This window comes from Solwaraspora sp. WMMB762 (assembly GCF_049179115.1).
Taxonomy (GTDB): domain Bacteria; phylum Actinomycetota; class Actinomycetes; order Mycobacteriales; family Micromonosporaceae; genus Micromonospora_E.
In genome coordinates this window covers 2,761,398-2,784,647 of record NZ_JBMHMD010000001.1, presented here as the reverse complement: position 1 = coordinate 2,784,647, position 23,250 = coordinate 2,761,398, and the positions used below count along the sequence as shown (strand labels likewise).

At 72.4% G+C, this 23,250-nt stretch carries 21 protein-coding genes; 16 read left to right on the top strand and 5 right to left on the bottom strand.

Going from position 1 to position 23,250, the window contains the following annotated elements:
* Complete coding sequence (locus tag ACN27J_RS12375) at positions 1–840, bottom strand: SDR family NAD(P)-dependent oxidoreductase (protein ID WP_421366147.1); 840 nt, start codon at positions 838–840, stop codon at positions 1–3.
* A gap of 99 nt (positions 841–939) precedes the next feature.
* Here ACN27J_RS12375 and ACN27J_RS12370 point away from each other — a divergent pair, with 99 nt between their 5' ends.
* The 4 genes from ACN27J_RS12370 (at position 940) to ACN27J_RS12355 (ending at position 4,122) form a co-directional block, all read left to right on the top strand.
* Complete coding sequence (locus ACN27J_RS12370; protein ID WP_421366145.1) at positions 940–1,545, top strand: TetR/AcrR family transcriptional regulator; 606 nt, start codon at positions 940–942, stop codon at positions 1,543–1,545.
* A 207-nt stretch (positions 1,546–1,752) separates the two neighbouring features.
* Positions 1,753–2,574 carry an endonuclease domain-containing protein gene (locus tag ACN27J_RS12365; RefSeq protein WP_421366144.1) on the top strand — a complete coding sequence of 274 codons (822 nt, stop codon included), beginning with the start codon at positions 1,753–1,755 and terminating at the stop codon, positions 2,572–2,574.
* Between the two features lie 182 nt (positions 2,575–2,756).
* Positions 2,757–2,882 carry a hypothetical protein gene (locus ACN27J_RS12360; RefSeq protein ID WP_255500449.1) on the top strand — a complete coding sequence of 42 codons (126 nt, stop codon included), beginning with the start codon at positions 2,757–2,759 and terminating at the stop codon, positions 2,880–2,882.
* A gap of 169 nt (positions 2,883–3,051) precedes the next feature.
* Complete coding sequence (locus ACN27J_RS12355; protein ID WP_421366142.1) at positions 3,052–4,122, top strand: TauD/TfdA family dioxygenase; 1,071 nt, start codon at positions 3,052–3,054, stop codon at positions 4,120–4,122.
* Positions 4,123–4,266: 144 nt separating this feature from the next.
* Here ACN27J_RS12355 and ACN27J_RS12350 read toward each other — a convergent pair whose 3' ends face one another.
* Together ACN27J_RS12350 and ACN27J_RS12345 are read right to left on the bottom strand one after the other, a co-directional pair.
* A complete protein-coding gene (locus tag ACN27J_RS12350) occupies positions 4,267–6,513 on the bottom strand; it encodes a cytochrome P450 (protein WP_421366139.1) in 2,247 nt (748 codons plus the stop codon).
* Between the two features lie 125 nt (positions 6,514–6,638).
* A complete protein-coding gene (locus tag ACN27J_RS12345) occupies positions 6,639–7,721 on the bottom strand; it encodes an NAD(P)-dependent alcohol dehydrogenase (protein WP_421366137.1) in 1,083 nt (360 codons plus the stop codon).
* 75 nt (positions 7,722–7,796) lie between these two features.
* Between ACN27J_RS12345 and ACN27J_RS12340 the strand changes: the two genes are divergently transcribed.
* The 9 genes from ACN27J_RS12340 (at position 7,797) to ACN27J_RS12300 (ending at position 19,415) form a co-directional block, all read left to right on the top strand.
* Positions 7,797–9,266 (top strand): aldehyde dehydrogenase family protein, encoded by a 1,470-nt coding sequence (locus ACN27J_RS12340; RefSeq protein WP_421366135.1) that lies wholly within the window; start codon positions 7,797–7,799, stop codon positions 9,264–9,266.
* Positions 9,263–10,444, top strand: a complete 1,182-nt coding sequence (locus ACN27J_RS12335; RefSeq protein WP_421366134.1) for a PucR family transcriptional regulator — start codon at positions 9,263–9,265, stop codon at positions 10,442–10,444. The genes ACN27J_RS12340 and ACN27J_RS12335 overlap by 4 nt, the downstream gene beginning before the upstream one ends.
* 190 nt (positions 10,445–10,634) lie before the next feature.
* Complete coding sequence (locus ACN27J_RS12330) at positions 10,635–11,654, top strand: zinc-binding dehydrogenase (RefSeq protein WP_421366133.1); 1,020 nt, start codon at positions 10,635–10,637, stop codon at positions 11,652–11,654.
* Complete coding sequence (locus ACN27J_RS12325) at positions 11,651–13,144, top strand: amidohydrolase family protein (protein ID WP_421366130.1); 1,494 nt, start codon at positions 11,651–11,653, stop codon at positions 13,142–13,144. The genes ACN27J_RS12330 and ACN27J_RS12325 overlap by 4 nt, the downstream gene beginning before the upstream one ends.
* An 11-nt stretch (positions 13,145–13,155) precedes the next feature.
* The gene (locus ACN27J_RS12320) at positions 13,156–14,235 is read left to right on the top strand and encodes a BMP family ABC transporter substrate-binding protein (RefSeq protein WP_421366126.1); all 1,080 of its coding nucleotides are present in this window, start codon (positions 13,156–13,158) and stop codon (positions 14,233–14,235) included.
* A gap of 49 nt (positions 14,236–14,284) precedes the next feature.
* Positions 14,285–15,928: an ABC transporter ATP-binding protein gene (locus ACN27J_RS12315; protein ID WP_421366124.1), complete on the top strand. Its 1,644-nt coding sequence runs from the start codon at positions 14,285–14,287 to the stop codon at positions 15,926–15,928.
* Positions 15,928–17,241 (top strand): ABC transporter permease, encoded by a 1,314-nt coding sequence (locus tag ACN27J_RS12310; RefSeq protein ID WP_421366122.1) that lies wholly within the window; start codon positions 15,928–15,930, stop codon positions 17,239–17,241. The genes ACN27J_RS12315 and ACN27J_RS12310 overlap by 1 nt, the downstream gene beginning before the upstream one ends.
* A complete protein-coding gene (locus tag ACN27J_RS12305) occupies positions 17,238–18,152 on the top strand; it encodes an ABC transporter permease (protein ID WP_278170807.1) in 915 nt (304 codons plus the stop codon). The genes ACN27J_RS12310 and ACN27J_RS12305 overlap by 4 nt, the downstream gene beginning before the upstream one ends.
* A gap of 213 nt (positions 18,153–18,365) precedes the next feature.
* On the top strand, positions 18,366–19,415 hold the full coding sequence (locus ACN27J_RS12300; RefSeq protein ID WP_421366120.1) for a sodium:calcium antiporter: 1,050 nt from the start codon (positions 18,366–18,368) through the stop codon (positions 19,413–19,415).
* A 17-nt stretch (positions 19,416–19,432) separates the two neighbouring features.
* Here ACN27J_RS12300 and ACN27J_RS12295 read toward each other — a convergent pair whose 3' ends face one another.
* Entirely contained in the window at positions 19,433–20,461 is a 1,029-nt protein-coding gene (locus ACN27J_RS12295) for an aldo/keto reductase (RefSeq protein ID WP_421366118.1), read from the bottom strand.
* A 167-nt stretch (positions 20,462–20,628) separates the two neighbouring features.
* On the opposite strand from ACN27J_RS12295, the gene ACN27J_RS12290 reads away from it, so the two are divergent.
* The 3 genes from ACN27J_RS12290 to ACN27J_RS12280 all read left to right on the top strand — a co-directional run bounded on the left by ACN27J_RS12290 (position 20,629) and on the right by ACN27J_RS12280 (position 22,345).
* A complete protein-coding gene (locus ACN27J_RS12290; protein ID WP_421366116.1) occupies positions 20,629–21,078 on the top strand; it encodes a VOC family protein in 450 nt (149 codons plus the stop codon).
* Positions 21,066–21,476 (top strand): ester cyclase, encoded by a 411-nt coding sequence (locus ACN27J_RS12285; protein ID WP_421366114.1) that lies wholly within the window; start codon positions 21,066–21,068, stop codon positions 21,474–21,476. The genes ACN27J_RS12290 and ACN27J_RS12285 overlap by 13 nt, the downstream gene beginning before the upstream one ends.
* Before the next feature lie 89 nt (positions 21,477–21,565).
* The gene (locus ACN27J_RS12280) at positions 21,566–22,345 is read left to right on the top strand and encodes an IclR family transcriptional regulator (protein WP_421366111.1); all 780 of its coding nucleotides are present in this window, start codon (positions 21,566–21,568) and stop codon (positions 22,343–22,345) included.
* Here the strand turns inward: ACN27J_RS12280 and ACN27J_RS12275 are convergent.
* Positions 22,342–23,232: an IclR family transcriptional regulator gene (locus tag ACN27J_RS12275; RefSeq protein WP_421366109.1), complete on the bottom strand. Its 891-nt coding sequence runs from the start codon at positions 23,230–23,232 to the stop codon at positions 22,342–22,344. The two genes, ACN27J_RS12280 and ACN27J_RS12275, sit on opposite strands and share 4 nt — an antisense overlap.
* Positions 23,233–23,250 lie beyond the last annotated feature (18 nt).

The window sequence follows — 23,250 nt, the reverse complement described above, 5'->3', positions numbered from 1 at the left end:
TCACGCCGCCGTGCTGCTGGCGCTGGGGCCGGCCGTGGCGGCGTCCATACGTGCGTTGACCCGACCCATCGCCTGTACGGCCTGCCGGCGGCTGAACAGCCGGGCGCTGTTGGCGGCCAGCCAGTTCAGCCGGCCCGAGACCACGCTCGGCGGGGAGGTACGCCGGTCGAGGGCGCGCAGCGCCGCCGTGACCACGTCGGCGGCCGACTGCCGGGGGAACGGGCCGCTGACTTCGTCGGTGCCGAGCACGTCGAAGAACTCCGTCCGGGTGACGCCGGGGGACAGCGCCAGCACCCGTAGGCCGGTGCCCAGGCTCTCGTGCCAGAGGGCTTCGGTGAAGTGCAGCACGAACGCCTTCGTCGCCGAGTACACCGCCAGGTTCGGCCCGGGCTGGTAGGCGGCGAGGCTGGCGACGTTGACCAGCACGCCGGTGCCTGCGGCGCGTAGTTGATCGATGAAGGCCCGGCTGATGTCGACCACGGCCGTGACGTCGACCGCGATCTCGTCCCGCAGCCGGTCCGGGCCCTGCTGATGGAACGGGCCGGCGGTGCCGAAGGCGGCGTTGTTGACCACGCTGGTCACCGCGATTGCCCGACGGTTCGTCTGCTCCGCGAGGTGCTCGCCGGCGCGGGGCAGGCTCAGATCGGCCGGGATCACCTCGACCCGGACCCGGTGCGCGGCGGTCAGTTCGGTCGCCAGCCGGCGTAGGCGCTCCTCGCGGCGGGCGACGAGTACCAGGTCGGAGCCGCGGGCGGCGAACTGGCGGGCGAACTCGGCACCGATGCCGGAGCTTGCGCCAGTGATCAGGGTGGTCTGGGCACGGTAGTTGACGGGTGGCATGGGCGTCTCCTCGAAGTCTCGCGGCTGCCTTGCACTCTATCCACGCCTTGCACTCGGTGCAACACATGTTTCGAGTGCAGAGAAGGTACGCTGTGTCACATGGTTGACGAGCCGGCTCATCGGGAAGGGCTGCGGGACCGTACCCGTCGAGCGGTCCGCGCCGACATCGCTGCTGCGGCGATGCGGCTGTTCCTGGAGCAGGGGTTCGAAGCCACCACGATGGACCAGATCGCCCGGCAGGTCGGCATCTCGCGGCGCTCGCTGTTCCACTACTTCGGCACCAAGGAGGACATCGTCCTCGGTGACCACGCCGAGCAGGGCGAAACCGTCCGAGCCGCGCTGGCGGCCCGACCTGCCGACGAGGACCCGTGGACGGCGATCCGGGCGGCGCTGAAGACGCTCCTCGACACCATGCCGTACTCGCTGCCGGAGTTCCTGCGGATCAACCGCATGCTCAAGCAGTCCCCGGCCCTGCGCGCCCGGCACGTCGAGAAGCAGCAGCAGTGGATCGACGTGCTGACGCCCGGCGTCGTGGCCCGGACCGCGACCACCGCGCCGGAGCCGATCAGCCAACTGCGGGCCGGCGCGGTGGTCGCCGCCGCGATCTCCTGCCTGGAGGTGGCGACCGCGGCATGGGTACGCAGCGACGGTCGACTCGACCTCGAAGCCCTCTACGACGAGGCGGTGGCTGCCGTCCGCCACTGACCGCTGTCCAGCGGCCTGCTGGCTGCCGGGTTCGAGCGTCGCGACTCGGCCAACTGGCGTAGGCGGTTGTCGTGAGCAGGACAGCGGCTCGTGGCGTCGGGCGGCAACATCGACCGGATGCCGGGCTCCGCTCACGTTCCGCCGCAGTTGCGATTCAGGCCCTTCCGGGGCAGCCGGGCGGTCGCTGCCGGTCTGTTGACTAAGCGGATGCTGCACGGATCGGCATGGCGACGTCTGCTACCCGACGTCTACCTGCATGCCGCCGCCGCGGACCAGGCGGACCACGGTACCTGGTGCGAGGCTGCTGCCTTGCTGCTGCCGCCGGGGGCGGCGATCGGCGGGTTGAGCGCGGCGTACCTGTGGGGGGTGAACCTGCTGCCCGGCACGGCGGTCCCGGTGACGCTGGTGGTGCCGCCGCCGTTGCGGCTGCGTGAGCACGCCGGCCTGGCCGTGTGGCGGTCGCCTCTACGGCCGAGGGAGGTGACTCGGTTCGCCGGACTGCCGGTCACCACGGGTCTGCGTACCGCCTTCGACCTGGGGCGGCGGCCGCCACGGCTGGATGCGGTGGTCGCCGTCGACGCGTTGGCGCACCGGCGGGTGGTCAGGCTGCCGCTGCTGACCCGGTTGTGCGCCGACCGGGCCGGCTGGCCTGGTGTGCCGTTGCTGCGGGAGGTGGCGTCGCTGGCCGAGCCGCTCACCGAATCGCCCATGGAAACCCGGCTGCGTTTGCTGCTTTGCGACGCCGGGCTGCCCCGCCCGGTAGCCCAGCACGAGGTGTCCGATCGGCTGGGCCGGTTCGTCGCCCGTATCGACCTGGCGTACCGGCAGTGGCGGATCGGCATCGAGTACGAGGGTGACCACCATCGGGAGCGGGCGCACTATCAGCAGGACGTGGCCCGGTTCAACGCCCTGCGTGATCTCGGCTGGCTGGTCCTGCGCTTCACTGCTGACGATGTGCTCCGGCAACCGGCTCGGACCATCGGCCACGTCGCAGCCGCTATCCGCGACCGCCGGAGCCTTGCTCGGTGACACGTCAGATACCTCACGCGGACCCGTTGAGGTATCTGGTGTGTCACCGAGCAGTAGGCCGCCGTCGCGCTTCGACGGAGCTGCGTAGAGTTTGATCGTATTGCGAGATGGCGTCTCTGTTGACGGTCGACTTGTGCTGGCCTAGGCTGGCGGACACGACCACCCAGCCGCAGGAGAACGCCATGATCCGAGTTCCGCAAGGTGCTGGATTGCTGGTGCGCGGTTACGAGGAGCCGCTGCGGGTCCACCCGCCGCGCGAGGGCATGCGCCCCGGGACCGCTGCCGGGGACCCGCAGACCCCGTTCTGATTTTCGAGTACGCCCGTCTGTCGCACCCAGGCACCTGACACGCCGGGGCGACACGGCGGGCACGCCAGCCCTGTCCTGACCGAACCGGTCCGCGCACGCCACCGCGCGGCGCACCCGGGACACCGGCCGACTCTTCCATCAGAACCGACGACCCTCGGAGCGCATCATCATGACGACCGCAATCGACCTGGCCCCGATCTCCGGCCCGTCCGCCTGGCGCGGCGACGAGCTGAGCAAGTCCACCGAATGGATCTACCACCTCAGTGACGCCGAGCGGACCGAGCTGGAGACCGTCGGGCGTAAGTTCGTCGCCGACAACCCCGACCTGCGTACGGTCACCGCCGCCGACTACCCGCTGCCGGTCTGCGCCGGCCTCAACGCCGAGTGTGCCCAGCAGATGGACTCCGGCCGCGGCTTCATCCTGGTGCGCGGGCTGCGCACCGAGGAGTACGGCGACACCCTCGCCGGTGCGATCTTCTTCCTGATGGGGCTGCACCTCGGCGTACCGATGGGGCAGAACCAGATGGGTGACGTGCTCGACCACGTCATCGCCACCTCCAACAAGACCCTCGACGACCCGTCGGCGCTGCCGTCGCGGGTGCGTGACCGGCTGCCGTTCCACTCCGACAGCTCCGACGTCGTCGCGCTGATGTGCCTGCGCGCGGCGAAGGAGGGCGGGGCGAGCAGCCTGGTCAGCGGTACCACCATCTACAACGAGATCCTGCGCCGCCGGCCGGACCTGGCGCCGCTGCTGTTCGAGCCGTGGCACTGGGACTGGTACAAGCAGGACCACGACGCCCCGGCGAAGACCTACCTGTCGCCGATCTGCAGCTACGTCGACGGCATCTTCAGCACCTACGCCGGCAGCTCGATGATCTTCTCGGCGCAGGACTACCCCGAGGTGCCCCGACTCACCGAGGCGCAGATCGAGCTGCTGCACCTCTACGACGAGATCTCCCAGGAGCCGGGCCTGGCGCTGGACATGAACTTCCAGCCCGGCGACGTGCAGTGGCTGCTGAACTACGCCGCCCTGCACTCGCGGACCGGCTACGTCGACTACCCCGAGCCGGAGCGTCGCCGTCACCTGCTGCGGCTGTGGCTCAAGCGCGACGTCGGCCGACCGCTGGTCGAGGGCTTCGGCAAGAACGTGGTCACCGACCGCAGCGCGGTGGCCGTGGTGCCAGGTGGCCGGTTCAAGATTGCCGAGGCGGCCGAGGTGAACATCGAGTGGGGTAACTGACCTCACCCGCCGGTACGTGGACGGCCCGTCACGCTTCAATGTCGCAGCGTGGCGGGCCGTCCGCATTCAGCTGACCGGCGCCGGTGACATGGCAGAAAGGGCGGGACCGGTCGACCGGTCCCGCCCTTCGTCGTACCACTGCGGTCAGAGGTCGAGCACCAGGCGGTCGGAGCTGCACCGGCCGACGCAGATCATCATGCTGCGGCCGGCGGCCCGTTCGTCCTCGGTGAGCAGCGAGTCGCGGTGCTCCGGCGTACCGGCCAGCACCCGGGTCTCGCAGGCCCCGCAGTAGCCCTTCTCGCAGTCGTAGGTCAGGCCGGGCACGGCCTCGCGCAGCACCTCGATCATCCGCTTGTCCTTCGGCACCCGCAGGGTCACCCCGGTGCGGGCCAGCTGGACGTCGAACTCGGTGTTGGCCGCCGGGTCGAACGCCACCTCCAGGTCGTCGCCGGCGGCGAAGCGTTCCACGTGCAGCTGCCCGGTGCGGCCGGCGTCGGCGCACACCTGCTCCACCGCGTTGATCATCGCGCCGGGTCCGCAGCAGTACACGGCGGTGCCGTCGCCGACGCCACCGATCAGCCCGGCCAGGTCGGGCAGCCCGGCCTCGTCCTGCGGCAGCAGCACGGCCCGGTCGCCGGCGAGGGTGGCCAACTCGTCGGCGAAGGCCATCGAGGCGCGGCTGCGGCCGCCGTAGACGACCTGGTACGGCGTACCGCGCCGCACGGCTTCGCGGACCATGGCCAGGATCGGGGTGATCCCGATCCCGCCGGCCAGGAAGAGGTACTCGTCGGCGTCGACCAGCGGGAAGTGGTTGCGGGGGCCGCGTACGGTCAGCGTCGCGCCGGCGGCGGCGACGGCATGCAGCTCGACGGAGCCGCCGCGCCCGGCGGCTTCGCGCAGCACGCCGATCCGGTAGCCGCCGGTGTCGGCCGGGTCGCCGCAGAGCGAGTACTGCCGGACCCGGCCGGACGGCAGCCGCACCTCCAGATGGGCGCCGGGCGCCCAGGTCGGCAGCGGTGCGCCGTCGGCGGCGGTCAGCCGTACCTCCAGAACTTCGTCGGCGGCCCGGGCGACCGCCTCGACGACAAGTTCCCGGTCGCCGCCGGGGCGGGTGGCCACCGGGGTGCCCCCGGCCGCCGCGTCGGCGGCCCGGCGGCCGGGGGTGAACACGGCCGGGATGGCGTCCCAGCCGGTCTGGTTCCCCTTGGTGGGGTAGCCGACGAGACCGTCTTCGACGACCCGGTAGTCCGGCAGCCGGGTCAGCACCTGGGTGATCATCTCGCGGAACATCAGCCGGGCCAGGTGCGCCCCGGCGCACCGGTGGCTGCCGATGCCGAAGCTGAGGTGCCGGGTGGCGTCGCGGTCCAGCCGGACCTGCTCCGGCTCCGGGAAGACCGCCGGGTCGTGGTTGGCGGCGACCCAGGGGATCAGGATCCGTTCGCCGGCGCTGACCGGGCAGCCGCCGACCTCGGCGTCGGCGCGGACGGTACGGGCCATCGACTGGGACGGCGCGAAGACCCGCAGGAACTCCTCGGTGGCGCCGTCGAGCAGGTCGGGTGAGTCGATCAGCCGTTGCCGCTGCTCCGGGTTGCGGCTCAGGTGCACCAGGGTGGAGCCGGTCAGTGAAGTGGTGGTGTCCACCCCGCCGGCGACCAGCAGGCCGATGACGGAGACCAGTTCGTCGACGCCGAACAGTTCGCCGTCGGGCCGGCGCTGGGCGACCAGGTAGCTGACCGCGTCGTCGGCCGGCTCGGCGCGTCGGGCGTGGATCAGCTCCCGGATCCGTTCGTCCATGTACGCCAGGCCCTGGCCGCCCCGGATGGCGCGTTCGCTGCCGGGCAGGGCGGCGAAGATGTCGTGGATCGGCTTGGCCAGCTTGGGCCATTCCGCTTCGGGGAAGCCGAGCCAGTCCAGGGTGACGGCGGCCGGCAGCGGGTTGGTCAGGTCGCGGACGAAGTCGACCGAGCCTTCGGTGACGAAGTCGTCGATGATCCGGGTGGTGTGCCGGGCGATCATCGGGGCGAGTTTCGCGACCGCGTCCTGGGTGAGCAGCGGGTTGATCAGGTCGCGGTAGTCGCCGGCGGCCGGCGGGTCCAGCTCGATCGGGTACTGCTCCAGGCCGGGCCCGCGGGGGATGACGATGGCGGTGCCGTCGCCGCCGGCGGTGGCGCGGGCCGAGGAGAAGGTGTCGTCGTCGCGGGCGACGCGGACCACGTCGGCGTACCGGGTGGTGTAGACGAAGCCGCCGTGCGCGTCGGTCCGGCCGACCGGGCATCTGTCGCGGTACGCCCGGTAGTAGCCGACCGGGTCGGCGTTGCACTCGGCGGAGTGGTGGTCGAACGGTGCCGCGGACTGCGGGTCGGACGGACCCGCGATACGAGATTCAGTCATGGCGGGCGAGCTCCACATGTGCTGACTGCCGCGCGGTGTTTCCCAGCCGCGCCACTGGGTGTCTGGAGCCGAGGGTAATCCCACTCACATGGCGAGACAACGTTTCGCAGTGGGACACGGTCGGGTCAGAGCGTCAGGACGGCCTTGCCGACGGTGCCGGAGCGTACCGCCGCCACCGCCTCGTTGATCTGCTCGAACGGGTAGTAGCTGAGCAGTCGGTCCACCGGGAACCGGCCGGCGGTGTGCAGGTCCAGCAGCCTCGGCAGGAACACCTGGGGCAGGCTGTCGCCGCCGATGATCCCGGTGACGCTGCGCCCGTTGAGGATGCTGCGCCAGTCGAAGCTCATCTGTTCGCTGGGGCCGACCCCGACGACGCCGCACCGACCCAGCGGGCCGAGTGACTCGACCGCGGTCCGCAGCACCTCCTCGCGTCCGGTGGCGTCGATCGCGAAGTCGAAGCCGTACGGGGCGATCGCGGCGAGCAGTTCCTTCGCGTCCCCGGTGCGCGAGTCGACGCCGTGGGTGGCGCCGAGCAGCCGGGCGGTGTCCAGCTTGTCGGCGTTGACGTCGACCGCGGCGATCGTGGTGCAGCCGGCGATCCGGGCGGCGAGGATCGCCGCCACACCGACCGAGCCGGCACCGAAGACGACGATCGACGACCCGACCGGCGGGCGGAGCACGTTGAGCACCGCGCCGGCCCCGGTGCCGAAGCCGCAGCCGAACGGGCCGACCAGCCGCAGATCGATCTCCTTGCTGATCGGCACCACGGCGCGGGCCGGGGCGACCACGTGGCTGGCGAAGGACGACTGGCCGAGAAAGTGCCCGTTGACCGGTTCGCCGTCGCGGGACAGTGCGCTGCTGCCGTCTGGGCGGCGGCCGGCGAAGTTGACCGCGTCGAAGCTGCGGCAGTACGCCGGGCTGCCGGTCAGACACAGCGGGCAGTTGCCGCACGAGGTGAAGCTCATCGCCACGTGATCGCCGGCCGAGACCCCGGTGACCCGCTCGCCGACCTGCTCGACGACGCCGGCGCCCTCGTGGCCGAGCACCGCCGGGGTGGGGAAGAAGTTGGCGAACTCCAGGTCGGTGCCGCAGATACCGACGCTGTGTACGCGTACCAGCACCTCGTCCGGGCCGGGTCCGGCCAGGTCGAGCTCCTGCAGGGTGAACGGTGCACCCGCGCTGTCCAGTACCGCCGCCGTGACCCGCACGCAAATCCTCCCGGTGTACTCACAAAGCGAGACTGCATCTTGACATGCGGAACATGGAGGGTCAAGGATTCCACCATGGCTGACCTGGACATCCCCGCTGCCCGCCAGCTGATCGACGGTGCCTGGGAGGCGGCCGCCGACGGTGGTGAACTTCCGGTGCTCGACCCGGCGACCCGGCGGAGCATCCAGCCGGTCGCCCGGGCCCGCGCCGTCGACGTGGACCGCGCGGTCGCCGCCGCCCGTCGGGCCGCCCCCGGCTGGGCCGCGACCTCGCCGAGCGAACGCGGCGCCGCGCTGCGCCGGTGGGCCGACCTGATCGCCGCCCACGTCGAGGAGCTCGCCGCCCATGAGGCCCGTGACGTGGGCAAACCCCGTTCCGGCGGCCGGCTCAACATCTACATCGCGCAGGGCATCGTCGACTACTTCGCTGGCGCGGCCGACAAGCTGACCGGGGTCACCCTGCCCACCCGTACCCCTGACTACTTCGGTTACACCCGCCCGGAGCCGTACGGCGTCTGCGCGGTGGTGATCCCGTGGAACGTGCCGGCCGTGCTCACCGCCGCGAACGTCGCCCCGGCGCTGGCCGCCGGCAACACCGTGGTGCTCAAGCCGTCTGAGATCGCCCCGCTCGCCCCGTTCGCCCTGGCCGAGCTGGCCCGGCGGGCCGGCCTGCCGCCCGGGGTGCTCAACGTGGTGACCGGGCTCGGCCCGGAGGCCGGCGTGGCGCTCACCGGCCATCCGGACGTCGACCACATCAGCTTCGTCGGCTCGACCGTCACCGGCCGGGCGGTGATGCGGGCCGCCGCCGAGCACCTGGTCCCGGTGAAGCTCGAACTCGGCGGCAAATCGCCGAACGTGGTCTTCGCCGATGCGGACCTGGACACCGCGGTCCCGGCGATCGTCACCTCGATCACCGAGAACGCCGGCCAGAACTGCTACGCCGGCTCCCGGTTGGTGGTCGAGGAGTCGATCCGGGCGGAGGTGGTCGAGCGGGTGGCCGCCGCGATGGCCGAGGTCCGGGTCGGGTCGTGGGAGCAGGACCTGGACATGGGTCCGCTGGTCAGCCAGGCCCAGTATGAGCGGGTCCGGGGGTTCCTGGCCGAGGCGCCGGGCGCCGGGGCGCGGCTGGTCACCGGCGGGGAGTCGGCCACGGCCGCGTTCGGCGACGGCTGGTACGTGGCTCCGACCGTGTTCGACGGGGTCGACGAGACGATGCGGCTGGCCCGCGAGGAGATCTTCGGCCCGGTCCTGGCCGTGCAGGGGTTCCGGACCACCGAGGAAGCGGTGTCGATCATGAACGGCACCGACTTCGGCCTGCTCACCTGCGTCTGGACCTCCGACGTGTCCCGGGCGTTGCGGGTGGCCGGCCAGGCCCGCAGCGGCCAGGTGGCGGTCAACCAGTTCCACGACGCCGGGGTGATCGGGTTCCCGTTCAACATGCAGAAGGAGAGCGGGTTCAGCCGGGGCGGCGGGTATGCGGCGCTGCGCGAATACACCCAGGAGAAGGCCGTCGCGGTCCGGCTGCTCGATCGATCGCCGACGTGACCGGGGCGGCCGACCTTCCGGTGCCGGTCCGGCCCCGGCTGGCTGTGGCCGCCGAACCGACGCCGGCCCAGTTCGCCCAGTGGCTGACCGACCTCGCGTTCGGCGGTGCCGGCTGGCCGGTGCTGCTGGCCCGGCTGGCCGAGGCTACCGGCCGTGGTTGCCGGCTGGTCGCCGAGACCGGGGAGCTGCTGGCGACCAGCGACAGCACCAGCGGCAGCGCCGTCGCCGACCCGGTCGAGCTGCGCGGCGACCGGGTGCGGTGCGTCGACGGCTGGCTCGGCCGGTCGGTGCCGGTGGGCTCCGGCAGCCGTCGGCTCGGGGTCCTGCTGCTGGCCGAGCCGGTCGGGACCGGCCAGCTCGACTACGCCCGGGCCGCGGTCACCGCGTTGCTCATCGAGGCGGTACGCCGGGAGCCGCCGCAGCCGCCGGCGCCGGTGGGCGCCGACGGGCTGCTACTGGCCCTGCGGGACGGCACCGGTGACCGGTCCCCGGCCGGTCAGGCCGACCTGGTGCGCGCCGCGGCGGCGTACCGGTGGCGGCTGGACCAGCCGCATGCGGCGGTGGCACTCGGCTACACCGGCACCCAGCGCCGCCGGTGGGCATCCGCGTTGACCTGGCTGGACCGGCCGGTGCTGGCCGATGGCCGGCTGGGCTGGACCCTGCTGCAGGGTGACGCCGAGCGGGAGGTGGCCCGGCTGCGCGGCCGGTTGGAGCAGATTGTCGGTGCCGGCCAGGTCCGGGTGGCCGGCGGCCGGTCGGTGACCGGCCCGGCCGCGACCCCGGACTCGTTCCGGGACGCCCGGCTGCTGCTGCGGCTGCTGCTGCGCCGCAGCCCGGCGGCGGCGGAGTCGGCCGAGTTGCCGTTCGAGCGGGCGGGTCTGGCGCAACTGCTCCTGGCCGTGCCGCAGGAGCGGCTGCGCTGGTACGTGGACCGGCACCTGGGGCCGATCGCGCAGCGTGACGACCTGCTCCGCACCCTGGACCACTGGTTGGCGACCGGGGGGAGCAGGCAAGCTGTGAGTGAACAACTGCATCTGCACCGTAACTCCGTCGGCTACCGGGTGGGTCTGATCAAGCGGCTGCTGGGGGTGGATCCGTTGCATCCGTCGACTGCTGCGGTGCTGCGTACCGCGCTGGTCGCGCGGGAGCTGCTGATCGTCGCCGTCGACGGCGGATAACCGCAGGTCGATGGCGACTTCCGCCCGGTTGCGCCGGCCCGGATCACGGGCACGTTACGTAGCTGAGCCAGTTTCGGTCGAGGCGTTGACAGGCCGCCGGAGCGCAGGCAAAGTACGTCGCTAAGCAGCACGAATCACAATGCAAGACGGCATATTGTTTGGTAGACCGGTGGAGGCAAGGGTGCGAGCGATGGTTCAGACCGACTTCGGTGGCCCCGAAGTCGTACGGCCGCGCGCCCTGCCGGACCCCGAGCCTGGCCCGGCCGACGTCGTCGTCGCCGTCACCGCCGCCGCGCTGAACCGGCTCGACCTGCTCCAGCTGCGCGGGCCCGGCCTGCTCCCCGGCTTCACGCTGCCGCACGTCGCCGGCATGGACGTCGCCGGGCAGGTGGTCGCCACCGGCGCCGAGGTCGGCACGCTGCGTACCGGCGACCGGGTCGTGCTCGACCCCACCATCGGCTGCGGGCACTGCGCCGCCTGCGTCGGCGGCAACCCCGGCTACTGCGCCACGCTGCGCGTCGTCGGCGGCAACCGACCCGGCGGCTTCGCCGAATACGTCGCCGTACCGGCCGCCGTCGCCCACCGGGTCCCCGACCACGTCGACCTCGCCGACGCGGCCGCACTGCCCACCGCCTGGAGCGTCGCCTGGCACGCCCTGCACCGGGTCGGCACCCTGCGCTCCGGCGAATCCGTGGTTATCCAGGCCGCCACCAGCGCGGTCAGCATCGCCGCCATCCAGCTCGCCCGCGCCAGCGGCGCCTGGGTGATCGCGGTGGCCCGCAGCGCGGCCAAACGGGCCGCCGCCATCGAACTCGGCGCCGACGTGGCGCTCGACCTGGACGACCGGACCGCCGCCGAGGTCCGGGAGCACACCGGCGGGCACGGCGCCGACCTGGTCCTGGACCACGTCGGTGCGGCCACCTGGGACAGCTCCCTGGCCAGCCTGCGCACCGGCGGCCGGCTGGTGCTGCTCGGCAACACCAGCGGCGACCAGGTCAGTCTGTCGCTGGCCCAGGTCTACCACCAGGGTCTGCGCCTGCTCGGCGCCGGCGCGTACGCCCCGGCCGACTTCGCCGCCATGCTCGACGCCTACTTCGCGGGCGGGCTGCGGGTGGTCCGGGGAGCCGAATATCCGCTCGCCGACCTGCCCGCGGCGTACGCCCGGCTGGAGTCCGGTGACCTCGTCGGCAAGATCCTGATCCGGCCATGACCACGCTCGCGGCCCCGACCGCCGCCGCCACGCCTGCGGCCCCGACCGCCGCCGGACCCGGCACCGCCCGCGCCGACCTGCTGGTCGTCGACGCCGACATCGTCACCATGGCCCCCGGCCGGGAGGTGGTCACCGGCGGTGCGATCGCGGTGGTCGACGGCCGGATCGCCGACATCGGCCCGACCGGTGCGCTGCGGGTCGCGTACCCGCACACCCCGGAGCTCGACGCGGCCGGCTGCCTGGTCGTCCCCGGCCTGGTCAACGCCCACCAGCACACCACCGCCGACCCGCTGATCCGCAGCGGTATTCCCGACGATGTCCCCGCCCGGCAGGCGATCTTCGACTGGATCGTGCCGCTGCACGCCGCCGTCACCGGCGACGACGACGAACTCTCGGCCACCCTCACCGCCGTCGAGGCGCTCAGCTACGGCGTGACCACCCTGCTCGAACCGGGCACCGTGGCGCATCCGCTGCGGGTCGCCGCCGGGCTGCGCGCCGCCGGCATCCGGGGCCGGGTCGGCCGCTGGGGCTGGGACACCGCCGACGCCCCGTACGCGATGCCGGCCGCCGACACCCTCGCCGCGCAGGCCGAGACGGTCACCGCGCTGGCCGGTGACCGGCTGGTGACCGGCTGGGTCACCCTGGTCGGCCACGACCTGGTCAGCGACGAACTGTTCACCGGTGCCGCCGAGCTGGCCGAGCGGCTCGACGTGCCGATGACCTGGCACCTGTCGCCGAGCGCCGAGGACCCGGCCGGGTACGCCGTCGCCGGCCGTCCCCGTCCGGTGCTGCACCTGCGTGACCTCGGCGTGCTCGGCCCCCGCCTGCTGCTCGGCCACGCGGTCTGGCTCGACGACGACGAACTCGACGTACTCGCCGGCAGCGGTACCGCCGTCGCCTCCTGCCCCGGTGCCTACCTGCGGCTCGGCCAGGGCTTCACCCGGGCGGGCCGGCACACCGAGCTGCGGCGGGCCGGCGGCCGGCTGGCGTTGGGCTGCGACTCGCACAACGCCGGCGACACCCCGGACGTGTGGCGGGCGGCCCGGCTCTTCGCCGGGCTGGACCGCGACCGCGGCGCGGCCGAGCCGCTGCCCGCCGACGAGATCTTCGCCCTGGCCACCGTCGACGGCGCCGACGCCGTCGGGCTGGGGCGGTTGACCGGTTCGATCGAGGTCGGCAAAGCCGCCGACCTGGTCGTACTGGACACCCGCACCATCGCGTGGACCCCACGCGGGGACCTGGCCACCCAGCTCGTCTGGGGCGCGGCCAGCCACACCGTGCGGGACGTACTGGTCGACGGCCGGCCGGTGGTCCGGGACCGACGGATCACCACCGTCGACGTCGACGCCCTGCGGGCCGAGGTCGCGTCGCGCGGCGCGGACCTGCTCTGCCGGGCCGGCATCGACATCCCCCATCGCTGGCCTGCCGTGCCGGCGACCGAGTACCGCGCGCACCGGACCGGACCGGCCGGCGCGACGCCCCCAAGGTGAAAGGAACAGCTGTGACAATAAGGATCGGAAAGGGTGCGGCGGCGCTGCTCGCCGGCGCCGTCAGCCTCGCCCTGGTCGGCTGCGCCGACAACGACGCCACCGCGCCGGACCCGGCCGGCTCCGAGGGCGGCGGCACCGTCATCGCCGGCCAGCCGGACGTCAACGGCGACGGCAAGGTGCTGATCGGGGTGCTCAGCCCCGGTGACATCAATGACAACGGCTACTACGAGAGCTTTGTCGCCGAAGCCGAGCGGTTCGCCAACGAGCAGGGCTGGGAGGTCATCAAGCGGGGCTCGGTGCCGCCGACCGAGGCGCTCAGCTCGGCCCGGGCGCTGTGCCAGCAGGGCGTCGACATGGTGGCGCTGGGCGCCTCCGAGCTCAAGGACGCCATCCCCGCCTCCGAGGAGCCGGCCTGCGAGAACGTCGCCTGGTACGTGCCGTCGTCGGAGAACATCCCGCAGACCCCGGAGATCGTCATCTCCAGCGACGACCCGAACCAGAGCATGCTCGCCGCCGGGTACGCCACCGGTCTGCTGATGGAGGAGAACGGCGACACCAAGGCCGGCTTCGTCACCGGCATGGAGGTCGACTTCGCGATCAACGCCGCCCGGGCCTTCAAGGCCGGGATCCGGATGGTGGTCCCCGAGGCCGAGCTGGTGATCACCTACACCGGTGACTTCAACGACTCCGCAAAGGCCCGGGAGGCCGTGCAGGCGCAGATCGACCAGGGCGTCAGCGTGGTCTACCCGTACCTCGGTGGGGCCACCGACGCCGCAGCCGAACTTGCCAACGAGGGCGGCGCGATCACCCTGACCCCGGGCACCGACCGGTGTGACTCGACCGAGCCGGAGTTCGACATCTCGGTCATCTTCGACCCGGGTGCCTACTTCGCCGCCGCGCTGACCCTGTTCGCCGAGGGCGAGCTGGAAATGGGCACCACCAAGGTGTGGCAGATCGGCATCGACCCGTACCCGGCGATCAAGATCTGCGACCCGACGGCGGAGCAGACCGAGCGGATGGAGGCCTTCGTCACCGACGTGGCCGAGGGCAACATCGACACCGCCGCCGAGGTGGAGCGGCTCGGCGGCTGACCCGCCACCGACCGCACATCGGAAACCACTTGCTGACCCGACTATCGAGGTGGAACGGACTGTGCACACCGACGACCACACGGCGCCGGCGCTCACCCTGCGCGGAGTGAGCAAGCGCTACGGTCCGGTCGTCGCCTGCGACGCCGTGGATCTCGCCGTACGACCCGGCGAGATCCACGGCCTCCTCGGCGAGAACGGGGCCGGCAAGTCGACCCTGATGAAGATCCTGCTCGGGCTGGTGCACCGGGACGCCGGCAGCATCCTGCGCGACGGCGAGCCGGCGGAGATCGACACCCCGCAGCGGGCGGCCGATCTGGGGCTGGGCATGGTGCACCAGCACTTCAGCCTGATCGACCCGCTCACCGTCTGGGAGAACGTGATCATGGGCGACAGTGGCCGGGTCGACAAGGGCGCGGCCTGCGCCCAGGTCGAGCAGGTCGCCCAGCGGTACGGCCTGCCGATCGACCCGATGGCCCGGGTGGACCGGCTCTCCGCCGGGGAACGGCAGCGGGTCGAGCTGATCAAGTGTCTGCGCCGCGACCCGTCGGTGCTGATCCTGGACGAACCGACATCGGTGCTCACCCAGGCCGAGTCGGCCGAACTGTTCACCGTGCTGCGCCGGGTGGTGCAGGCGGAGAACCGGGCGGTCATCCTGATCAGCCACAAGCTGGCCGAGATCATCGCGGCCACCGACCAGGTCACCGTGCTGCGCCGAGGGGCGGTCGTCTTCCACGGGCCGACCGCGCAGACCACCCCGCAGCTGCTGGCCCGGCAGATGGTCGGCCGGGAGGTGTCGCTGCGCGCGGAGAGCGCCGCGCTGGGCATGCTGCCGGTCGAACGTTCCGGCGACCGGCCGGCAGGGGACCAGCCAGTAGATGACCGGCCGGCCGGTGACCAGGAGGCGGGGCAACCCGCCGACGGACCGGCCGAGCCGGCGACGGCCGGTTCCCCGCCGGTGCTGCGACTGCGCGACGTCACCGTGCTCCTCGGCGAGCTGCGGATCCTCGACGCGCTCAACCTCGACGTCGCACCGGGGGAGATCGTCGGCCTGTACGGCGTCGAAGGCAACGGCCAGGCCACCCTCGGTGATCTGCTGTCCGGGCTGGTGGTGCCCGACTCCGGCACCGTCGAGATCGGCGGCGAGCCGGTCGAGCTCGACCGGGCCGGCGCGCTGCACACCGCCGGACTCGGCATCGTGCCCGAGGACCGGCACCGCTCAGGCGTGGTGCTGGACATGACCATCGCCGAGAACCTGGTGATGAAGTCGCTGGCCGGGGTCTCCGGCACCGGCGGGGTGCTCAGTCGGCGGCGGATCCAGCAGATCGCCCGGCAGCGGATGACCGAGTTCAACATCATCGCCCCGTCCCCGGACACCCCGGTGCGCAGCCTCTCCGGCGGCAATCAGCAGCGGGTGGTGCTGGCCCGGGAGCTGTCCGCCGGACCCAAGGTGCTGATCGCCGCCCAGCCCACCCACGGGCTGGACGTCGGCGCGATCGAAGACATGTACGTGCGGCTGCGGCAGGCCGCCGCGGAAGGGGTGGCGGTTTTGCTGATCTCCACCGAACTCGAAGAGGTGATGGCCCTGTCCGACCGGGTGGCGGTGATCTCCTCGGGTCGGATCGTCGGGGTGCTCGACCCCGCCGAGGCCACCGCGGAACGCCTCGGGATGCTGGTCGGCGGGGTGAGCCACTGATGGCCACCTTGACCGGCCCGGACCCGGCCGGCCGGCGGCTGCTGGCCCGGCTCACCCCCGGCCCCGGCGGCTGGCAGGTCACCGCGGCGACGGTGGTCACGGTCGCCGTCGCCCTCGGCCTGTCCGCGTTGCTGATCGCGGTCACCGGCGGCTCACCGAGCGCCTCAGTGCAGGCGCTCTACCAGGGCAGCATGGCCAGCCCGCGAGCATGGAGCAACTCGCTGCTCTACGTCGCGCCGCTGCTGCTGGTCGCGGTCGGCGCCTGCGTCAGCGCCCGGTCCGGCTTCTTCAACATCGGCCAGGAGGGCCAGGTGCTGATCGGGGCGCTGGCCGGCGCCTGGGTCGGCCTGCGACTTGCCCTGCCCGGGCCGCTGCTGCTGGTCGTCGTGCTGCTGGCGGCCCTGCTCGCGGCCGGCGGCTGGGCCGGGCTGAGCGCGCTGATGTACCGCTTCCGAGGGGTCAACGTGGTGGTCAGCACGCTGCTGATGACCTTCCTGGCCCAGCAGTTGGTGGCGTTCGCGGTCAACACCCCGTGGCTGCTGCAGGAGTCGCGACTGGGCACCGGGGTGGTCTCGCCGCAGTCCAACCCGCTGCCGGAGAACGCCCGGCTCGCCTCCCTCGGCGAGTACCCGAACCTGCAGGTCAACGGTGGTTTGATCCTGGCCGTCCTGATCGCGGTGGCGATCAGCCTGGCGATGACCCGGACCCGGTGGGGGTTCCGGCTCAAGATGCTCGGACTCAACCCGGTCACCGCCCAGCACGCCGGGGTCCGGGTCGGCGCCCTCGGCGGGATGGCGCTGGCCATCTCGGGAGCCTTCGCCGGGCTGGCCGGCGCGCTGCTGCTGACCAGCCCGATCGGCAGCCACCGACTGCAGCCGGGGATGTCGTTGAACCTCGGATGGGACGGCCTGCTGGTCGCCCTGGTCGCCCGGAACAATCCGCTGCTGGCCATCCCGGTGGCGGTGCTGTTCGGCGTGCTGCGCGCCGGAGCCAGCTTCCTGGCCGCCACCGGGGTGCCGTCGTTCCTGGTCGACGTGGTCAAGGCGCTGCTGGTGCTGGCGTTCGTGGCGCCGCCGGCGGTGATCGCCCTGCTGCGCCGGCGGCGGGCCGGCGGTGAGCCGGCCGGCACCCCGCCGCCGACCGGTGGCCTGCCGACCCCGACCCCGTCGACGGGAGAGCCGGCGGCAGCCGGCACCGAGGTGCCGGCGATCGACGTCCCGGAGGCGTCCGGTAGCGACAAGACCGGTAGCGACAAGACCGGTAACGGGTCGACCGGTAGCGAGAAGACCACCATGGAAGGCAGGCCGGCATGAGCGCCGCCGACAACATCGCCACCATTCTGTCCAGTGGGGCGCGGCTGACCATCCCGTTGGCCTTCGCCGCCTGCGGCGAGTACGTGGCGCAGCGCGCCGGCACGCTGAACATCTCGGTCGAGGGCATGATGCTCGGCGCGGCGTTCGGCTCGATCGCGGTGGCCAGCGCCACCGGCAGCGCCACCATCGGGCTGGCCGCCGGCGCGCTCGTCGGCGTGCTGGTCGCCGTGCTGCACGCCAACCTGTCGCACCGGGCCCAGATCAACACGTTCGTCGTCGGTCTGGTGCTCAACGCGCTGGTGCTCGGCCTGACCAGCTACCTGATCACCATCAGCAGCTTCACCGGGCACCAGGTGTGGCGGGTGGACATCCCGGTGCTGCGCGACATCCCGATCATCGGACCGATGCTGTTCGTGCAGCGCTGGCCGGCGTACCTGCTGCTGATCGCGATACCGCTCACCTGGTGGCTGGTGGAACGCAGCCGGTGGGGCCTGGAGCTACGGGCGGTCGGGGAGAACCCGCAGGCCGCCGACGTCAGCGGGATCCGGGTCAACCACCGGCGCCGGCAGGCGCTGCTGTTCTGTGGTCTGCTCGCCGGGCTCGGCGGCGCCTACCTGGCGGTCGGCGAGGTCGGCTCGTTCAACCAGAACATGACCGCCGGCCGTGGCTACCTGGTGATCGCCGCGGTGATCTTCGGTGCCTGGCGGCTCGGTCGGACCATGGTCGGCTGCGCGGTGTTCGGCCTCGCCGACGCGATGCGGCTGGCGCTGCCGGCGCTCGGGGTGACCATCAACTCGCAGTTGCTCATCGCCGCGCCGTACCTGCTGGCGCTGCTGGCCATGCTGGTCTTCGCCACCCAGCACCGGGAACCGAGAGCGCTGGCCAAACCGTTCCAGCGCGGCACCACCTGACCCCGGCCCGGTACGGGCCGGAATCCGGGGCCCGGGTGCGGTGGCGGTCTGCGGCCCCGGGTCGGCGCGGTGGCGGCGGTTCGCCGTCACCGCGCCGGGGTAGAGGACCGGCATGATCCGACCGACCGCCGCCCCGCCGCAGGGCGAGCGCTCCGCCGCGCAGCGGCAGGGCGAGCGCCACTCAGCCCGACCGCGAGCCGATCGCCGGCACCGATGACCGGGTCGACCTGGCCGCTGGCACCGAGCATCGCGGCGCTCGCGGTCGCCCTGCTGGTCATCGTCTTCGCCGGCAAGTCCCTGGCGGCGACGGCCGACACCCTCGCCGACCGGACCGGGATGGGCGAGGCCGTCGCCGGAGCACTGCTGCTCGGCGCGGTCACCTCGCTGCCCGGCATCGCCACCACCGCGATCGGTGCCTGGCAGGGCGACGCCCAGTTCGCAATCGCCAACCCGATCGGCGGCATCGCCGTACAGACGGTCTGGCTGGCCATCGCCGATCTGCTCTACCGGCGGTCGAACATCGAACACGCGGCCGCCTCGCTGGAGAACATCATGCAGGCGCTGGTGCTGGTGGCGCTGCTCTGCCTGCCGATCGTCGCCTACGCCACGCCCGGCCTGACTCTCGGCTGGGTGCATCCGGCAAGCCTGCTGATTCCGGTCCTCTACCTGTACGGACTGCACCTGGTCCGCCGGCTGCGACAGAACCCGATGTGGCGGGCCGAGCAGACCTCGGACACCCGGCAGGACGTCCCGGACGACCCCGACGGCGACGCCGACGGCGACGCCGACGGTGCGCCCAGCACCCGCCGGCTGTGGTGGCGGCTGGCCGCGCTCGCCGCCGTCGTCGGCGGCACCGGCTACCTCATCGGGCAGGGCGGCCTGGGGGTGATCGCGGCGACCGGACTGCCCAGCGGCTTCGTCGGGTTCACCGTCACCACCGCGATCACGTCGTTGCCGGAACTGGTCACCCTGATCGCGGCGGTCCGGATCGGAGCGTTGACCCTGGGGATCGGCAACATTCTCGGCGGCAACGCGTTCGACTCACTGATGATCTTCCTCGCCGACGCGGCGTACCGGCCGGGGTCGGTCTACACCGACGCGGCCTCCGCCGGTCTGCTCCTCGCCGGGTCGACCACGCTGCTCACTGTGACTCTCGCCGCCGGCCTGATCATGCGCGAACGCCGGGGGGTCGGCTTCGAGGGCGTCGCCATCCCGGTGGTCTACCTGGTCACGGTGGTGCTGCTGCTGGTCCGCGCCGCCTGACCGTTGTCCTGGCGGGGTCAGTCCCGGCGGCGCAACGCCGGGTCGGTGAGTGCCGGCGGCCGGTAGCCGGCGTCGGCCGGGTTGACGTTGTGTCCTGGCGGCACCAGCTCGTCGATGCGGTCCAGCACTGCGGCGGGCAGCCCGGTCAGCTCCCCGGCACCGAGCTGACTGCGCAGCTGGGGCAGCGTGCGCGGGCCGATGATGGCGCTGGTCACCGCCGGGTGGCTCAGCACGAAACCGAGGGCCAGCTCGATCAGGCTCAGCCCGGCCTGCGCGGCCAGCTTCTCCAGCTCGCCGACGATGTCGAGTTTGTGCTGCCGGGCGGCCGCGTCGCGGAAGTCGAAGTGGTCGGCGTTGCGTCCGGCCCGTGAGTCGGCGGGGACCTCGGCGGAGCGGTACTTGCCGGTCAGCCAGCCGCCGTTGAGCGGGCTGAAGGCGAGCACCCCGAGCCGGTGCCGCCGGCAGGTCGGCAGCACCCCGGCCTCCACCCCCCGCGCCATGATCGAGTACGGCAGCTGTTCGGTGGTGAACCGTTCCCGCTGCCGTCGCTGGGCGACCCACTGCGCCTCGACGATCTCCTCGGCGGGGAACGCCGAGGAGCCGACCATCAGCACCTTGCCCTCGCGGATCAGATCGGACAGCGCACCGAGGGTCTCGTCGATGTCGGTGCCCGGGTCGGGCCGGTGCACCTGGTAGAGGTCGATCCGGTCGGTGCCGAGCCGGCGCAGACTCGCTTCGACCGCCTGCCGGATCCAACGCCGTGAGTTGCCGCGTCGGTTGCGGTCGTCCCCCATCGGCTCGTGGAACTTGGTGGCCAGCACGACGTCATCGCGCCGCCCACGCAGCGCCCGGCCGAGGATCCGCTCGGACTCGCCGTGCGCGTACACGTCGGCGGTGTCCACGACGTTGATCCCGGCGTCGAGCGCTTCCCCGACGATCCGCCGGCATTCCTGCTCATCGCTGTTGCCCCAGGCACCGAACATCATCGCGCCGAGGCAGAGCGTGCTCACCTCGACGCCGGTGCCGCCAAGTCTGCGGTACTGCATCAGGACCTCCCGCCGCCAGCCTGTCACCCGACCACCGACGGCGGCACCGTTGCCGCGGCTCGAAGGCCGATCGCCGGGTTTGTGTCCCCGGCACATGGATCCCGGCTAGCGTGCCGAATAGCCTGGTAGACGCGCTGCAACAGACATTTCGGCAATTGGAGGTTCCCGTGGCGACCGGCCTTACCCACGCCCGATGGACGCACGTGGCACTGCCCACCGGCGACCTCGACAAGGCCATCTCGTTCTACACCTCGCTCACCCCGCTGGTGGTGGTGGAGCGCTTCGCCGACGCCGACGGCGAGAGCGTCTGGCTCTCCAACGACAAGCAGGTCGAGACGCCGTTCGTGCTGGTGCTGGTCTCGTTCAACAAGGACAAGGGCGGCCAGCTCGGGCTGCTGCACCCGTTCGCGCACATCGGCATCGAGGTGCCGAACCGGTCCGACGTCGACGAGATCGCCGAACGCGCCCGTGAGCTGGGCTGCCTGCACTGGGAGCCGCGGCAGATGCCGCCGCCGGTCGGCTACATCTGCGCGTTGAAGGACCCGGACGGCAACGTCATCGAGATCTCCCACGACCAGCAGGTGTTCGACACCGTACGGCGGCTGTGGGGGAGCTGACCGGCGGACGCACCCGCGACGCGGTGCGGCGGTACCTGGCCGCGCTCAACGCGCGGGATGCCGACGCGGTCGCCGGCTGCGTCAGTCCCGGGTTCGTCAACGAGCACACCGCGGCGCTGGGCCGCACCGTCACCGGCCGGGCCGCGTACCGCGCCCGGCTGGACGGCTTTCTCGCCGAGTTCGCCGACCTGCACTACGAGGTCGAGGACCTGCTGGTCGAGGGCGACCGGGCGGCGGTGGCGTACCGGATGTCGTTCCGGCTGGTGTCGGCCGGCCGCGCGCCGGTCCGCATCCGGGGCATGTTCCGCTTCCAGGTGGACGCCGACGGGCTGATCGCCCGCCGGGTCGACTACTGGGACAGCGCCGAGGTGCACCGACAGATCGCCGCCGCTAGCTGATTCCTATCGGCTGGCTGATTCCTGCCGACTGGCTGGTCCCGTCGGCCGGCTTATCCCGCCGGTGGCGTAGGGCTCGGTAGAGTGGCGCCGTGGTGGTCACGGGTCGGGCGGCGGGTGAGGCGAGCGAGGTGACCGGCGACGGGCCGGCCATCCAGACGGTGCAGCGCGCCGCGACGATCCTGCGGGCGTTCACCGTGGAACGGCCCCGGCTCACTCTGGCCGAGTTGACCGCCGACCTGGCGATCAGCCGGGCCACCGCACACCGGTACGCGCGGGCGCTGCGCGCCGCCAATCTGCTGCGGTTCGACGTCGCCACCGCCACCTACACGTTGGGGCCGCAGATCCTGGCGATGGAGGCGGCGGCCCGCGCCGCGCTGCCGATCGTCACCGTCGCCGAGCCCTACCTCGACCGGCTGACCCGCGACACCAACCAGACCTCGGTGCTGAGCATCTGGAACGGCGAGGCGCCGACGGTGGTCCGGTGCATGGACAACACCAGCGGGGACGTGCGGCTCAGCGTGCGTACCGGCTCGCCGTTGGAGCTGACCCGTTCGGCCCAGGGCCGGGTGTTCTGCGCGTACCTGCCGCCCGCCGAGAACCCGGTGGTGGCCCGGCAGCTGCGGCTGTCCGCCGCGCTGCGGGAGGTGGTCGCGCAGGTCCGCCGCGACGGCGTCGCGGTCAACTCACCGGAGGATTTCGGGGTACGGGTGATCGCCGCCCCGGTGTTCGAACGTACCCAGGTGGTCGCCGCGCTCGCGGTGCTCGGCACCAGCGTGGCGTTGGCCGGTACGGCACAGGCCGAGGCGGCGGATCATCTGCGGCAGGTCGCGGGGGAGCTGTCCGAGACGTTGGGGGCGATCGCCGGTTAACGCCGGCTAATCCGCCCGTTGCCACCCTGCTGGTGGCTGGTCCGCCCGTTGCCACCCTGCTGGTGGCCGTTGCGCCCGGGATCGCCCGGCGGCTGGTGGCCGTTGCCGGCGACGCTGCCCAGTTCGGCGGTGACCACGGCGGCGGCGCGCTGCAGGGCGGCGGCCAGCGGACTGTCGGTGCCCTCCGGCACCGACGTGGTGGTGCCGACGATCGCCATCGCGGCGATCAGCGTCTGGCCCCGGAAGATCGGCGCGGCGATGCTGCGTACCCCGTTGACCGACGGGGTGTTGGCGGAGATGCCGGTGCGGCGGATCTTGTCGACCTCGTGGCGCAGCTCGGCCGAGGCCGCCAAATCGGCGGCCAGCCCGGGGACGTCCTCCGCCGGCAGGAACGCGCAGAACACCCGGCCCTGGGCGGACTCGGTGCGTGACAGTCGGGACCCGGTGCGGACGCTGACCCGGATCACCCGGTCGGTGTTGTCGTCGGCGCGTACCACCACCGCCGTGTCGCCGTCCCAGACGCTGAGCACCACGGTCTCGTCGACCTCGCGGACCAGCTGCTGCATGTGTGGCCCGGCGATGCTGATCACCGGCATGGCGGCGCGGGCGGCGGCGGACAGGGTGAGGATCTGCGGGCCGAGGGAGTAGAGGCCCTCGCGTTCGTCGTAGCGCAGCAGGTTGCTCTCCCGCAGCGCCTTGGTGTAGCGGTGCGCGGTGGCCTTGCTGGTGCCGAGGCTGGCGGTGAGCTCGTTGAGGCTCAGCCGGGGACGGGCGGCGGTGAACGCGTTGAGGATCACCGCGGCACGCTGCACGGTCTGGATCGCCGGGGTGCTCGGTTCGGCGAGCACCGGGGGGCTCACCTCGGCGGGAGAGCTGTCGTCCGCCATCTGGCTTCCTTATCTGGC

Excerpts from the sequence above, each read along its gene's own strand:
- ACN27J_RS12375 (WP_421366147.1), bottom strand. The coding sequence starts at position 840 with ATGCCACCCGTCAACTACCGTGCCCAGACCACCCTGATCACTGGCGCA.
- ACN27J_RS12370 (WP_421366145.1), top strand. The coding sequence starts at position 940 with ATGGTTGACGAGCCGGCTCATCGGGAAGGGCTGCGGGACCGTACCCGT.
- ACN27J_RS12365 (WP_421366144.1), top strand. The coding sequence starts at position 1,753 with ATGCTGCACGGATCGGCATGGCGACGTCTGCTACCCGACGTCTACCTG.
- ACN27J_RS12360 (WP_255500449.1), top strand. The coding sequence starts at position 2,757 with ATGATCCGAGTTCCGCAAGGTGCTGGATTGCTGGTGCGCGGTTACGAG.
- ACN27J_RS12355 (WP_421366142.1), top strand. The coding sequence starts at position 3,052 with ATGACGACCGCAATCGACCTGGCCCCGATCTCCGGCCCGTCCGCCTGG.
- ACN27J_RS12350 (WP_421366139.1), bottom strand. The coding sequence starts at position 6,513 with ATGACTGAATCTCGTATCGCGGGTCCGTCCGACCCGCAGTCCGCGGCA.
- ACN27J_RS12340 (WP_421366135.1), top strand. The coding sequence starts at position 7,797 with ATGGCTGACCTGGACATCCCCGCTGCCCGCCAGCTGATCGACGGTGCC.
- ACN27J_RS12330 (WP_421366133.1), top strand. The coding sequence starts at position 10,635 with ATGGTTCAGACCGACTTCGGTGGCCCCGAAGTCGTACGGCCGCGCGCC.
- ACN27J_RS12325 (WP_421366130.1), top strand. The coding sequence starts at position 11,651 with ATGACCACGCTCGCGGCCCCGACCGCCGCCGCCACGCCTGCGGCCCCG.
- ACN27J_RS12310 (WP_421366122.1), top strand. The coding sequence starts at position 15,928 with ATGGCCACCTTGACCGGCCCGGACCCGGCCGGCCGGCGGCTGCTGGCC.
- ACN27J_RS12305 (WP_278170807.1), top strand. The coding sequence starts at position 17,238 with ATGAGCGCCGCCGACAACATCGCCACCATTCTGTCCAGTGGGGCGCGG.
- ACN27J_RS12300 (WP_421366120.1), top strand. The coding sequence starts at position 18,366 with ATGACCGGGTCGACCTGGCCGCTGGCACCGAGCATCGCGGCGCTCGCG.
- ACN27J_RS12295 (WP_421366118.1), bottom strand. The coding sequence starts at position 20,461 with ATGCAGTACCGCAGACTTGGCGGCACCGGCGTCGAGGTGAGCACGCTC.
- ACN27J_RS12275 (WP_421366109.1), bottom strand. The coding sequence starts at position 23,232 with ATGGCGGACGACAGCTCTCCCGCCGAGGTGAGCCCCCCGGTGCTCGCC.